The organism is Pseudomonas graminis, from assembly GCF_013201545.1.
Classification (GTDB): domain Bacteria; phylum Pseudomonadota; class Gammaproteobacteria; order Pseudomonadales; family Pseudomonadaceae; genus Aquipseudomonas.
In genome coordinates, this window is the sequence record NZ_CP053746.1 from 371,775 (window position 1) to 385,235 (window position 13,461).

At 58.5% G+C, this 13,461-nt stretch carries 13 protein-coding genes; 9 read left to right on the plus strand and 4 right to left on the minus strand.

Annotated elements, in window-relative coordinates; translation table 11 throughout:
• Positions 1-7 precede the first annotated feature (7 nt).
• From FX982_RS01745 to pdeM, 3 genes are all read left to right on the plus strand, one after another.
• Entirely contained in the window at positions 8-772 is a 765-nt protein-coding gene (locus FX982_RS01745) for an ABC transporter ATP-binding protein (RefSeq protein WP_172609421.1), read from the plus strand.
• A 249-nt stretch (positions 773-1,021) separates the two neighbouring features.
• Positions 1,022-3,514: a ligase-associated DNA damage response DEXH box helicase gene (locus FX982_RS01750; RefSeq protein WP_172609422.1), complete on the plus strand. Its 2,493-nt coding sequence runs from the start codon at positions 1,022-1,024 to the stop codon at positions 3,512-3,514.
• Entirely contained in the window at positions 3,511-4,167 is a 657-nt protein-coding gene (gene pdeM, locus FX982_RS01755) for a ligase-associated DNA damage response endonuclease PdeM (RefSeq protein ID WP_172609423.1), read from the plus strand. Before FX982_RS01750 ends, pdeM begins: the two co-directional genes overlap by 4 nt.
• 49 nt (positions 4,168-4,216) lie before the next feature.
• On the opposite strand, the gene FX982_RS01760 is transcribed toward pdeM, so the two are convergent.
• Together FX982_RS01760 and dcd are read right to left on the minus strand one after the other, a co-directional pair.
• Positions 4,217-4,438, minus strand: a complete 222-nt coding sequence (locus FX982_RS01760; protein WP_122536116.1) for a hypothetical protein — start codon at positions 4,436-4,438, stop codon at positions 4,217-4,219.
• Positions 4,439-4,547: 109 nt separating this feature from the next.
• Complete coding sequence (gene dcd, locus FX982_RS01765; RefSeq protein ID WP_074889011.1) at positions 4,548-5,114, minus strand: dCTP deaminase; 567 nt, start codon at positions 5,112-5,114, stop codon at positions 4,548-4,550.
• A gap of 310 nt (positions 5,115-5,424) precedes the next feature.
• On the opposite strand from dcd, the gene FX982_RS01770 reads away from it, so the two are divergent.
• Positions 5,425-5,634 carry a cold-shock protein gene (locus tag FX982_RS01770; protein WP_002554837.1) on the plus strand — a complete coding sequence of 70 codons (210 nt, stop codon included), beginning with the start codon at positions 5,425-5,427 and terminating at the stop codon, positions 5,632-5,634.
• A gap of 166 nt (positions 5,635-5,800) precedes the next feature.
• Here the strand turns inward: FX982_RS01770 and apbC are convergent, their stop codons facing one another.
• Positions 5,801-6,895 (minus strand): iron-sulfur cluster carrier protein ApbC, encoded by a 1,095-nt coding sequence (gene apbC / locus FX982_RS01775; protein ID WP_172609424.1) that lies wholly within the window; start codon positions 6,893-6,895, stop codon positions 5,801-5,803.
• Between the two features lie 183 nt (positions 6,896-7,078).
• On the opposite strand from apbC, the gene metG reads away from it, so the two are divergent.
• From metG to FX982_RS01795, 4 genes are all read left to right on the plus strand, one after another.
• Entirely contained in the window at positions 7,079-9,127 is a 2,049-nt protein-coding gene (gene metG / locus FX982_RS01780; RefSeq protein WP_172609425.1) for a methionine--tRNA ligase, read from the plus strand.
• Between the two features lie 67 nt (positions 9,128-9,194).
• Positions 9,195-10,049 carry an electron transport complex subunit RsxB gene (gene rsxB / locus FX982_RS01785; RefSeq protein WP_172609426.1) on the plus strand — a complete coding sequence of 285 codons (855 nt, stop codon included), beginning with the start codon at positions 9,195-9,197 and terminating at the stop codon, positions 10,047-10,049.
• Positions 10,046-10,684, plus strand: coding sequence for an endonuclease III (nth, locus tag FX982_RS01790; RefSeq protein ID WP_172609427.1), 639 nt, complete (start codon positions 10,046-10,048; stop codon positions 10,682-10,684). The genes rsxB and nth overlap by 4 nt, the downstream gene beginning before the upstream one ends.
• 105 nt (positions 10,685-10,789) lie before the next feature.
• Complete coding sequence (locus tag FX982_RS01795; RefSeq protein ID WP_172609428.1) at positions 10,790-10,972, plus strand: PA3496 family putative envelope integrity protein; 183 nt, start codon at positions 10,790-10,792, stop codon at positions 10,970-10,972.
• A gap of 102 nt (positions 10,973-11,074) precedes the next feature.
• Here the strand turns inward: FX982_RS01795 and FX982_RS01800 are convergent, their stop codons facing one another.
• Positions 11,075-11,701: a response regulator transcription factor gene (locus tag FX982_RS01800; RefSeq protein ID WP_037012286.1), complete on the minus strand. Its 627-nt coding sequence runs from the start codon at positions 11,699-11,701 to the stop codon at positions 11,075-11,077.
• Positions 11,702-12,845: 1,144 nt separating this feature from the next.
• On the opposite strand from FX982_RS01800, the gene FX982_RS01805 reads away from it, so the two are divergent.
• Positions 12,846-13,400, plus strand: a complete 555-nt coding sequence (locus tag FX982_RS01805) for a hypothetical protein (protein ID WP_254074868.1) — start codon at positions 12,846-12,848, stop codon at positions 13,398-13,400.
• The last annotated feature ends 61 nt before the right edge of the window (positions 13,401-13,461 follow it).

Genomic DNA, 13,461 nt, shown 5'->3' on the forward strand with positions numbered 1-13,461 from the left:
GCCCGTCATGTACAAACTGACCATCGATGGCCTGCATAAAAGCTACGGCGACCACGAGGTGCTCAAAGGGGTGTCGCTCAAGGCCAGCGTCGGCGACGTGATTTGCCTGATCGGCGCCAGCGGCTCGGGCAAGAGCACGTTCTTGCGCTGCATCAATTTTCTCGAGCAACCCAATGACGGCGCCATGAGCCTGGACGGCCAGCCTGTGCGCATGGTCAGCGACACCGGCGGTATGCGCGTTGCCGACCCGGCCGAGCTGCAGCGGATTCGCACGCGGCTGGCGATGGTGTTCCAGCATTTCAACCTGTGGAGCCACATGACGGTGCTGGAAAACATCACCATGGCCCCGCGCCGGGTGCTGGGCGTGTCGAAGGCCGAAGCCGAGGCCCGCGCGCACAAGTACCTGGACAAGGTCGGTCTGCCCGCACGCGTCGCCGATCAATACCCGGCATTCCTGTCCGGCGGCCAGCAACAACGTGTGGCCATCGCCCGCGCGCTGGCGATGGAACCGGAAATCATGTTGTTCGATGAGCCCACCTCGGCGCTCGACCCCGAGCTGGTCGGCGAAGTCTTGAAGGTGATTCAGGGCCTGGCTGAAGAAGGCCGGACCATGATTCTGGTGACCCACGAAATGGGCTTCGCCCGCAAGGTGGCGAATCAGGTGGTGTTTCTGCACCAGGGCCAGATCGAAGAAATGGGCCACCCTGACGACGTGCTTGGGAGCCCGAAGAGCGAGCGCTTGCAGCAGTTTCTGAGTGGGAATTTGAAGTAATTGCGGGCCTGACGCCTCACCGTTGTAAGGCGCGCATGCATAACCCGTGGGAGCGAGCTTGCTCGCGAAGGCATTCTGTCAGTCAGCCTACCTGTTGCTGACCCGCCGAATTCGCGAGCAAGCTCGCTCCCACAATGCCCGATACAGCCGGTACATCTCTGCCCGACAACAATCGATCCAAACGGATATTCCATCAAACTATTCCACCCTCCCGGCGGTCTCTGACTTAACCCCTCCCAGAGCCTGCGCATGCCAAAAGCTGTCAATTTCGCCAAGCGCTGGTTCGCCGAGCGTGGCTGGAAACCCTTTCCCTTCCAGAAAGAAGTCTGGGCCGCCATTGCTCGCGGCGAGTCGGGCCTCCTGCACGCCAGCACCGGCGCGGGCAAGACGTACTCGGTGTGGTTTGCCGCCCTCAACCAGTTCGCCCGGCCTGCACCCCAATCGACCGAGCTGAAGCCGCGCAAGCGCAAACCCGTCGCCGCGCCCCTCAGCGTGCTGTGGATTACCCCCATGCGTGCCCTCGCCGCGGACACCGCCCGGGCGCTGGAAGGCCCGCTGCAGGATTTGCAGATTCCGTGGAGCGTCGGCCTTCGCACGGGTGACACCAGCAGCGGCGAACGCGCCAAACAGGGCCGCCGCCTGCCCTCCGCGCTGATCACCACACCGGAAAGCCTGACGCTGCTGCTGACCCGCGCCGACGCCCAGGCGACGATGTCGACCCTAAAGATGGTGGTCGTCGACGAATGGCACGAGTTGATCGGCAACAAGCGCGGGATTCAATTGCAACTGGCGCTGGCCAGGCTGCGCCAATGGAATCCGGAGTTGGTTATCTGGGGACTTTCCGCGACACTCGGCAACCAGGCGCACGCGCAACAGGTGCTGGTGGGCGATCACGGCACCACCGTTCACGGCAAAGTGGTCAAGGAATTGATCGTCGACACGCTGCTGCCGCCGTCCATCGAGCGCTTCCCCTGGGCCGGGCACATGGGTTTGCGCATGCTGCCTCAAGTGCTGGCCGAAGTGGACAGCAGTTCCAGTTGCCTGCTGTTCACCAATACCCGCGCGCAGTCAGAAGTCTGGTATCAGGCATTGCTGGAAGCCCGTCCGGACTGGGCCGGGCTGATCGCGCTGCATCACGGCTCGCTGTCCCGAGAGGTCCGCGACTGGGTTGAACGCGCGCTGAAAGAAGGCCACCTGAAAGCCGTGGTCTGCACCTCCAGCCTAGACTTGGGCGTGGATTTTCTGCCGGTTGAGCGTGTGTTGCAGATCGGCTCGGCCAAGGGCGTCGCGCGGTTGACGCAGCGTGCGGGGCGTTCGGGTCACGCGCCAGGTCGGCCGTCTCGGGTCACGCTGGTGCCGACCCACAGCCTGGAACTGGTCGAGGCTGCCGCGGCCCGCGACGCCGTCAACGCGCGTCTGATCGAACCCCGGGAATCACCCCACAAGCCGCTGGATGTCCTCGTACAACATCTGGTGAGCATGGCGCTAGGTGGCGGCTTCACCCCCGACGCGTTATTGGCCGAAGTTCGCACCGCATGGGCCTATCGCGATCTGACCGACGAAGAGTGGGAATGGGCGCTGGCGTTCGTGCGCTATGGCGGCCTGTCGCTGACCGCATACCCGGATTATCGTCGCGTCGAGCCGGACGAAGACGGGATCTGGCGCGTCCCTGATGCACGCCTCGCCCGCCGCCACCGCATGAGCGTGGGCACCATCGTCAGCGACGCCAGCATTAACGTGAAATATTGGAGCAAGGGCGGCGGAGGCGGATCCCTCGGCAGCGTCGAAGAAGGTTTTATCGCCCGACTGAAACCGGGAGACGGCTTTCTGTTCAGCGGCCGTCTGCTGGAACTGGTGCGCGTGGAGAACATGACCGCGTACGTGAAAAAGGCTACAGGCAAAAAAGCCGCCGTCCCACGTTGGAATGGCGGACGGATGCCGCTCTCGAACGAACTGGCCGACGCCGTTGTCGAGAAATTCGATGCGGCAGCGCGAGGTGATTTCAGCAGCCCCGAGATGCACATCGTCAGCCCGCTGCTGGAAGTGCAACGGCAATGGTCAGCGTTGCCGCGCAAGGACACGCTGCTGGCGGAAGTCCTTAAATCCCGGGAAGGCTGGCATTTGTTTCTCTACCCCTTCGCCGGGCGGCATGTGCACCTGGGGTTGGCAAGCCTGCTGGCGTGGCGGCTGAGCCGTGACATGCCGCTGACCTTCTCGATCGCCGTGAACGACTACGGCTTCGAGCTGCTCAGCGCCACCCCGATCGACTGGAATGAGCGCCTGACGACTCAGCTGTTTTCCGAAGAAGCGCTGCTGGCCGATATCATTGCCAGCCTGAACGCCGGCGAACTGGCACTGCGCCGTTTTCGTGAAATTGCCCGCATCGCTGGGCTGGTATTCTCAGGCTACCCCGGCGCCCCCAAAAGTAACCGACAGTTGCAGGCCTCCAGCGGCTTGTTTTTCGAAGTGTTCAAACAGTACGACGCAGGCAACCTGTTGCTGACCCAGGCGCAGGAAGAAGTGCTGCGGCAAGAACTCGATGTGGCCCGGCTCGAACAGACCCTCCGCCGCATCAACAACCGGACCCTGGATTTGCACGTGATCAAACGCCCCACCCCGATGGCCTTCCCGCTGCTGGTCGAACGCATGCGCGAAAGCCTCAGCACCGAAAAACTCTCCGACCGCATCGCACGCATGGTCAGCGATCTGGAAAAAGCCGCCGGACCTGAGGTCATGACGTGAGGCCGTATCTTTCGATTCAGCTGGCAGGTGCGGAGTTGTGGTTACTGGCGGACAAAGCCATTTATTACCCGGCGGAGCGCGCGCTATTGATCGCCGACGCCCACTTCGGCAAGGCCGCTGCCTACCGACGACTGGGCCAGCCAGTGCCCCATGGCACCACCGACGATAACCTTCAGCGCCTGGATGCACTGCTGGCGAGCTACGACTGCGATCGGTTGATCTTTCTGGGGGATTTTCTTCATGCTCCGGAATCCCATGCGGCTGGCACGCTGGCGGCCATTCAGGCATGGCGCGATAAACACCACGATCTGGCAATCACCCTGATTCGGGGGAACCATGACAAGCGTGCAGGGGACCCGCCACCGGCGTTGCGCATGGACGTCGTCGAGGAGCCGATGTTTCTGGGGCCGTATGCGCTGCAGCACGAACCTGATCCCCACCCGGACTTTCACGTTCTGGCGGGGCATGTGCATCCGGCTTATCGACTATACGGACGAGGACGTCAGCGATTACGGCTGCCGTGCTTCTACGTGCTGCCACGGATAAGCCTGCTGCCAGCGTTCGGCGCGTTTACGGGAGGGATGAATATAGATCGGGCTGAAAACAGCAAGATCTATGTGGTGGGAGATGGAGCGGTGTGGGAGGCGCTATGAATGGCGAGGGAGGTGCTCCCGCCGATGCCAGGCACCGACGGGACATGAATCAGGCAACCGGCGCGGGTGGCGGCTCGTCCGGGATTGTCGGCACGCCACCTTCGTCAGGTTGAGGGTATTCGTTTGGACTGTCTGGGTCTGGCTGCCCGGGAATGCCCCCGGCGACCATGTTATCAAGATGTGGATGCGCTAACAGCGACCAAGCCAGCAACCCAACCTGATTGGGACTCGGGTCAGTTTGATTGCTGCTGGTGTTGATGTGTCTCTTCATAGGGCACTCCTGAGCGTTGGCCCCATCCGCATGGTGCGGATGGAAACAGTTCAGTCAGTAGAGTGCGGATTTCGAGACAAATTCAGTGAGTGGCTGACAAATGGCGTGATTACGTACGGGGCAGCGTCACGCCGCGTTGGCCTTGATACTTGCCACCACGGTCCTTGTAGGACACTTCGCACTCTTCGTCGGATTCCAGAAACAGCATCTGTGCGACGCCTTCGTTGGCGTAGATTTTCGCCGGCAAAGTGGTGGTGTTGGAGAATTCCAGCGTCACGTGGCCTTCCCATTCAGGTTCAAGCGGCGTCACGTTGACGATGATGCCGCAGCGGGCGTAGGTGCTCTTGCCCAGACAGATGGTCAGCACGTTGCGCGGGATGCGGAAATATTCGACGGTGCGCGCCAGTGCAAACGAGTTCGGCGGGATGATGCAGACATCGCTTTTAACGTCGACAAAACTTTTTTCATCGAAGTTTTTCGGGTCCACAGTGGCCGAATTGATGTTGGTGAAGACCTTGAATTCGTCCGCGCAACGCACGTCGTAGCCATAGCTGGAAACGCCGAAAGAGATCACTCGATCAGCGCCTTCGCCGCGCACCTGACGCTCCACGAACGGCTCGATCATGCCGTGTTCCTGCGCCATGCGGCGAATCCACTTGTCCGATTTGATGCTCATGGCGGTGTCCTGAATAGCGAGGTAAAAAAGATGTCCGGCATCTTACCGGTCGAACGCCCCGGGTTCAAAGATTGCGCACCCGGCGCATTAAAGGCGTTGAGCCACCTCAAGAAAAAATCGTAAGCAGCCCCTTTGCACATCCGAGAAAAAGGGGTAAGGTGGCTCCACTGTGTTGCTTGTGTCACTGAGAATATCTACACGATGTTGAATTTCGATCCAACCATCTCCAAGAATTTTTCCTGCTCTTTGCACTCAGTCTCGGCCAGGGCACTTCCTGAGTCGCAGTTAACTTTGTCCAAGGAGATACACCATGTCTAATCGCCAAACTGGTACCGTTAAGTGGTTCAACGATGAAAAAGGCTTCGGCTTCATCACTCCACAATCCGGTGACGACCTGTTCGTTCACTTCAAAGCTATCCAATCTGACGGCTTCAAAAGCCTGAAAGAAGGCCAACAGGTCTCTTTCATCGCTACCCGCGGTCAGAAAGGCATGCAAGCTGAAGAAGTTCAAGTTATCTAACTTGTCCTGATTCGCTTAAAAGACCCCGCCCTTAAAAGCGGGGTTTTTTTATGCCTGTCAAATAAGCATTTCCGCTCATCCCACCGGCTCCCTCTACCTTAAATCTCATCATCGCGACATGCCGAGCATCCGGCACATCGCGTCTTCAGGCTTCTGCCTTAGCGCATCAATCGTCGCTCACGGAGATGTTCGGCATCTCTGCAGTCGCGGCTTCCTGCAGCACGATTCTTGCGCCGACATGACGCGCCAATTCTTGATACACCATTGCAATCTGACTCTCCGGCTCGGCAATCGCCGTGGGCTTGCCGCCATCGGCCTGCTCGCGAATCAGCATGGACAACGGCAGCGAGGCCAAGAGCTCAACGCCGTACTGCGTGGCCAACCTCTCCCCTCCACCTTCGCCAAACAGATGCTCGGCGTGCCCGCAGTTCGAGCAGATGTGCACGGCCATGTTCTCAACGACGCCCAGCACCGGGATGTTGACCTTGCGGAACATCTCCACGCCTTTCTTCGCGTCCAGCAACGCGAGGTCCTGCGGGGTCGTGACAATGACTGCGCCTGCAACCGGGACCTTCTGCGCGAGGGTCAGCTGGATATCGCCGGTGCCGGGCGGCATATCGATGACCAGATAATCCAGATCATTCCAGGCGGTCTGGGTCACCAGTTGCAGCAGCGCACCCGACACCATAGGCCCTCTCCAGACCATCGGTGTGTTGTCGTCGGTCAGAAAAGCCATGGACATCACTTCGATGCCATGGGCCTCGATCGGCACGAACCACTTCTGGTCCTTGATCTTCGGGCGGGTGCCTTCGGCGATGCCGAACATGACGCCCTGGCTCGGGCCGTAGATATCGGCATCAAGAATGCCCACCCGCGCGCCTTCTCGGGAAAGCGCCAACGCCAGGTTCGCCGCCGTCGTGGATTTACCGACGCCACCCTTGCCCGACGCAACGGCAACGATGTTCTTCACGTTGGCCAGGCCGGGGATCTGGCCGAGGGCTTTGTGAGAGTGAATCACGGACGTGATCTGGACGCTGGCCGATGCGACGCCATCCAATCCTTCAATCGCCATCTGCAGCATCTGCGCCCAGCCGTTCTTGAACAGCGCGGCCGCGTAGCCCAGTTCCAGGTGGACACTCACGCGGTCGCCGTCGATCTCGATGGCGCGGACACACCCGGCGCTGACCGGGTCCTGATTCATGTAAGGATCGGTGTACTGGCGAAGGACGGCTTCCACCGTTGCGCGATTGACAGCGCTCATGGGTGACTCCCTATAAAGACTGACTAAAACAGGCGGCCATCCTACCTTGTATGCCCGATAAAGAACGCAACGACGTTTCCTTTCAAGCACATCGGCAGATTCCGACATGCAGCGCGGGATGAAAAAAAACGCTCAGGCCTTTATAGTGGCCGACCTCCGTTTCACTTCAAGTAGCCGAGCCCAATGTCCGAGCCACGCAAGATTCTCGTCACCAGCGCCCTGCCCTATGCCAATGGTTCCATTCACCTTGGCCACATGCTCGAGTACATCCAGACCGACATGTGGGTGCGCTTTCAAAAGCACCGCGGCAATCAGTGCATTTACGTGTGCGCGGATGACGCCCATGGCTCGGCCATCATGCTGCGCGCCGAGAAAGAAGGCATCACGCCCGAGCAGTTGATCGCCAACGTGCAGGCCGAGCACAGTGCTGACTTCGCTGACTTCCTGGTGGATTTCGACAATTTCCACTCGACCCATGCCGAAGAAAATCGCGAGCTGTCGAGCGAGATCTACAAACGCCTTCGCGACGCCGGCCATATCGCCACGCGCTCCGTGACGCAATATTTCGACCCGGAAAAGAAGATGTTCCTGGCCGACCGCTTCATCAAAGGCACCTGCCCGAAATGCGGCACCGAGGATCAGTACGGCGACAACTGCGAAAAATGCGGCGCGACCTACGCCCCGACTGATCTGAAAGATCCCAAGTCCGCGATTTCCGGTGCAACCCCGGTGCTTCGGGACTCCAAGCATTTCTTCTTCGACCTGCCCGCGTTCGACGCCATGCTCAAAAGCTGGACGCGAAGCGGCACGCTGCAGGACGCCGTGGCGAACAAAATCGCCGAATGGCTCGATTCCGGCCTGCAGCAGTGGGACATCTCCCGCGATGCGCCGTATTTTGGCTTCGAAATCCCCGACGAGCCGGGCAAATATTTCTACGTGTGGCTGGATGCTCCCATCGGCTACATGGCGAGCTTCAAGAACCTCTGTGCGCGCCGTCCGGAACTGGACTTCGATGCGTTCTGGCGCAAGGACTCGACCACCGAGCTTTACCACTTCATCGGCAAAGACATCGTCAACTTCCATGCGCTGTTCTGGCCGGCAATGCTCGAAGGTTCGGGATTCCGCAAGCCTACAGGCATCAACGTGCACGGCTACCTGACCGTCAACGGCCAGAAGATGTCGAAATCCCGCGGCACCTTCATCAAGGCACGCACGTACCTTGAGCACCTGTCGCCGGAATACCTGCGTTACTACTACGCGGCCAAACTGGGCCGTGGCGTCGACGATCTCGACCTGAACCTTGAAGACTTTGTGCAGAAGGTTAACTCTGACCTGATCGGCAAGGTGGTAAACATCGCCAGCCGTTGCGCGGGGTTCATTCAGAAAGGCAACGCAGGTTTGCTGGTGGCCGGCAATGCCGAGCCCGAGTTGACCGACGCTTTTCATGCCGCAGCGCCAAGCATTGCCGATGCCTACGAGGCACGTGACTTTGCCCGTGCGATGCGCGAAATCATGGCGCTGGCGGACCGCGCCAATGCGTGGATCGCCGACAAGGCGCCCTGGTCTTTGGCCAAGCAGGAAGGTAAACAAGACGAGGTTCAGGCGATCTGCGCCCTGGGCATCAATCTGTTCCGCCAGTTGGTGATCTTTCTCAAGCCTGTGCTGCCGAACCTGGCCGCAGACGCCGAGCAGTTCCTCAACGTCCCGCCATTGACCTGGAATGATCACCAGACGCTGTTGAGCAATCATCAGCTCAACCCGTTCCAGCCGCTGATGACCCGCATCGACCCCGTTAAAGTGGAAGCCATGACCGACGCCTCGAAAGAAGACCTCGCCGCCAGCGCCACCGACACAGGCGCGGCGCCGCAGGGCAATGGTGAGCTGACGAAAGACCCGCTCTCCCCTGAGATCGACTTCGACGCCTTCGCGGCGATTGACCTGCGGGTCGCGCTGATCGAGAAAGCCGAGCACGTTGAAGGCGCCGACAAGCTGCTACGCCTGACGCTGGACATCGGCGACGAGAAGCGCAACGTCTTCTCCGGCATCAAGAGCGCCTACCCGAATCCGGCGGAGCTGGAGGGTCGATTGACCATGATGATCGCCAACCTGAAGCCGCGCAAAATGCGTTTTGGTATTTCCGAAGGCATGGTGATGGCCGCAGGTCCTGGCGGTGAAGAGATTTACCTGCTGAGCCCTGACAGCGGCGCCATCCCCGGTCAGCGCATCAAGTAACCCGACCCCAACCGTCACATTCTGCACGTTATCGACGGCCCGCCCGGGTCGTCGATCTGGTCCAAGCATGAGCCTGATTCAGCGCATCGACGCCCTGCTGCCGCAAACCCAATGCGGAAAGTGCGGCCATCCAGGCTGCCAGCCCTACGCCGAAGGCATTGCGAGCGGCGAAGCCATCAATAAGTGTCCACCCGGTGGCGACGAGACCATCGCGGCACTGGCTCGACTGCTGAACGTGCCGGTCCTGCAACTTGACATCGACAGAGGCAGCGCGCCGGCGCAGGTTGCGTTTATTCGAGAGGCCGAGTGTATCGGTTGCACCAAATGCATCCAGGCCTGTCCAGTGAACGCGATCGTCGGCGCTGCCAAACTGATGCACACCGTCATCATTGAGGAATGCACCGGATGCGACCTGTGCGTTGCGCCCTGTCCGGTCGACTGCATCGACATGCTGCCGCTGCCGACGACCTCGGTGCCGTTTATTGGTGATTGCGCGATGCATGAGGCGCAACAACTAGTCAGAGCCGTCAAACGCGCTCGGGCACGGCAACGCTTTGACGCGCGCTCGGCTCGCCTGCAGCGCGATGAACAGCGACGCCAGGTCGAGCGCCAAGCTCGCCAGTTGCGATCTGCCACCCCCACTGTTGTCCAGCCAGACCCGGCGCAGGCCGCACTGGCGCGGCTTCGTTCCAGCCCTTCCAACGGCGGTGACGCAGCGTTGAAACGGGCCCGCGCCCAAGTCGCGATGAGCAGAGCCCAATTGCTGAAGTCGCTGAAAGCCTTTGGCCACCCGCCGATTGCCGAACAAGCCGCACAACTCGTGCAGTTGCAGCGCGGCCTCGACGAGGCAGAGCACGCGCTCGCTCAGTTGCAGGAACTGGCGCTCTCGGCACCGTCTTCTCAGGAAACGCCTACCCCATGAACGCCGTCAAACGCCTTGAGATCTTTCGTCGCCTGCACGAAGACAATCCCGATCCAAAAACGGAACTGGCCTACACCACGCCATTCGAGCTCCTGATCGCCGTGATTCTCTCGGCGCAAGCCACCGACGTCAGCGTCAACAAGGCTACGGCGCGTCTCTACCCGGTCGCCAATACGCCTCAGGCGATTTACGCGTTGGGTGTCGAGGGTTTGTCTGCGTATATCAGGACCATTGGCCTTTACAACAGCAAGGCGCGAAACGTGATCGAAACGTGCCGTCTGCTGATTGAACGGCACGGAGGGGAAGTGCCGCAAAACCGAGAGGCCCTTGAAGCACTGCCCGGCGTAGGCCGCAAGACCGCCAACGTCGTCCTGAACACAGCGTTTCGCCAGTTGGCAATGGCGGTCGACACGCATATCTTCCGGGTCAGCAACCGCACCGGCATTGCGCCTGGGAAGAATGTAGTGGAAGTTGAAACCAAGCTGATGAAATTCGTGCCCAGGGATTACCTCATGGATGCGCACCACTGGCTGATCCTTCACGGCCGTTATGTGTGCGTTGCACGCAAGCCCAGGTGTGGCAGTTGCAGAATCGAGGACCTTTGCGAGTACAAGGCCAAGCCCTCTGACGATTGAACGATAGCGTCTCCGGGCTTTGATCGATTAAAAAAATCTTTTTTACCCAAGCGAGGTTTGTCGCTATAAGAGGCGCCAACGACTGTTCACGCCTGAGGCTGCATCATGAGCGATGAAAAAGACACCATCGAAGTCGACGACGACTTCGTGATCGAAGAGCCGGAGGAAGTCCCAGCCGTACCGGTAGAGACCGCCAAGACCAATCTTAGCAAGCGCCGCACCATCGATAACCTGCTGGAAGAGCGTCGGTTGCAGAGGCAGCTTGCAGACTACGATTTCGATTTCTGACTGTTTCTCGCCACGCTTGCCTGAAGGCCTCTCCTGCAGAGAGGCTGGGCAAATAAAATCCAAGCTGATGACGCACCTTCATCCGACGAGGTTCCACGGCCATCAAACCAGCCCGTTACGTTGCGCGAGCTCGATGAGGTCCACCAGCGAATGCGCATTGAGCTTGAGCAACAGACGCGTCTTGTAGGTGCTGACGGTCTTGTTGCTTAGAAACATGCCGTCGGCAATCTCCTTGTTGGTCTTGCCACGGGCCAACTGCTGCAACACCATCATTTCCCTTCCCGACAAACGATCCACCATCTCCGCCTCGCTGGCATTGCCGAGACTGGAGCGCACCGTATGCAGTGCCTGGTTGGGGAAGTAACTGTAACCGGACAACACGGCCTTGATGGCGCTGAGCAATTCGGTCAGATCCTGCTGCTTGCAGACATACCCCGCCGCACCTGCCTGCATGCAGCGCATTGAAAAATGCCCTGGCGCTTGAGAGGTCAGGATCAGCACTTTGAAGGCCAGCGTCATGGCCGACAATCGGGCGATGACCTCCAGACCGTCGAGCTTGGGGATACCGATGTCCAGAATGACAATGTCCGGCAGGTGCTCCCGCGCCAGTTGTAACGCATCCACGCCGTTGTCCGTCTCGGCAATGACTTCGTAGCCATGGCGTTCCATCAACATGCGCACGGCGAGCCTAATGACAGGGTGATCATCCACGATCAACACTTTATTCATGAGCAGTCCATTCTTCGCTGTTCGAATTTTCAGAGCCCGCACAATAGCTTAGTCGTTTAGTGCTTTGCATGGCGCTCCTCCCTGCAGATCAGCAGGCAAAGACCTTTCTCACTCAACCAACAGAAAAATCCTACAAAACCTGCCCTATCCGCACTATTTTTAACGACGGTCAATACAGTCTCGGTACGTGACCGCATAATGTCCCAGACCGCAAGTGATAATTTTGAAACCTGAGTTCGCTGAGCATTTATGGCTATATAAATGGCGGTTGATGCTTCGAGTTGTCCTAAGGTCGATCGACGACCTGCTGGCACCGCCGCCCGGTTTGAACAGGCGCAAACCCATGGCTTACCGTGACGCTTGCGATAACAGGTTCCTCTTTAACATTTTGCCTGGGGCCCATGGTTTACAACTCTTCACCTTGAGCGTTATGGCCTCAGCATATGCCCATCTGTCCGGGCTGCCAGCAAACAAAAATCATAAAATATTGCAGGCCATGATTAGCCTGGGCGAACGCACACACTTGGTTAAATGACAGACGGGCGCTTGACGAGTTTGATTACATATCAAAGCTCGAAAGGACCTACGGCGCTTTCAGAAATTTCCGAACAACCAGGATTAACTTTCAACCCTTCACTCCGTGCTCACGGGATCAGGAATGGAAAAAAGCTACGCCACTTAACCGCCGCCGGTTCAGTACCACCCAACAAACAGCGATTGCATTACACCACGCCTTTGGAACAAGGGGGGCTGCCCCGCCTCTCACGTAATACTATTCAGCCCACAACTTCCAGCGCCCTCAAGTCATTCCAGAAAAATACTACATAACTAACGGATTATTATTACCGCCGAGAAAATTGCGTTAAGCGCTTAAAAAGCAAACCAGAGATTTTTAAGATTTTTACTTGCCAAATCTATTACCAGTCGTTACTTTTTGATGAGCGAATGGTTCTACCCGCCGTTAATTAGTGGCGTTTATCACGATATAAAATTATTGCGCATATAAAGACTGATGCTTCATTAGGCAGCAGAGCGGGCGCAGGCCACTCATCGGCATGAATAAGCCATTCAGTATTTAAACGCTGTTAAGCATGAACGTCCCGGCAGTAAAGCTGTTTAGTTGATATGTTCAAAGGAACCTACCATGACCAAGAAAATAAAATACTCCATTGGCGCAAGCAGTGACCCTATCAAACTGGCGGAGGCGGTTGAGCGGTACGTTTCCCAGGGCGGCGTGATCAACGTCATCGCAGAAGGTGAGTCACGGGAGAGCGAGGCATCCAGACAAACCCGGGAGGCCGACCCGGAGGCTGAAATGTGCACAAAGGTCGATCTGCTCAAAGGGCTTGTGGCCAAGGGAGCCGGGGTTGCCGCGTTGCAATACTCGCTGCGCATGAACCAGAAGGACATCAAGCGCCTGGCGAGCGAGAACGGCCTGAAGATCCGCTATTGCCAACCTGTTCGCCGGTCACGTACGTCTCGGCAAAGAGAGCCCGCCACGATAAACGATGCTACTGCCGGACATGCCATGCATTACTCGGCTTTGGGCTATACCGTTCCGGAAATCGCTCAACTATTGGGCGTCGGGATACGCGATATCTGGGACATCGGCAAAGCCTACCGTTTTGAGTTTCGAACAACTTCCCAGGGGGAAATGGCTGAGAAAATCATCGACGACGAGACCGATTTACCAACATGACTCAGGAATAATAGAAAGCGAGAGCGCGTATTTCACCGTCCGTAAGCCCGGCAAATAATCG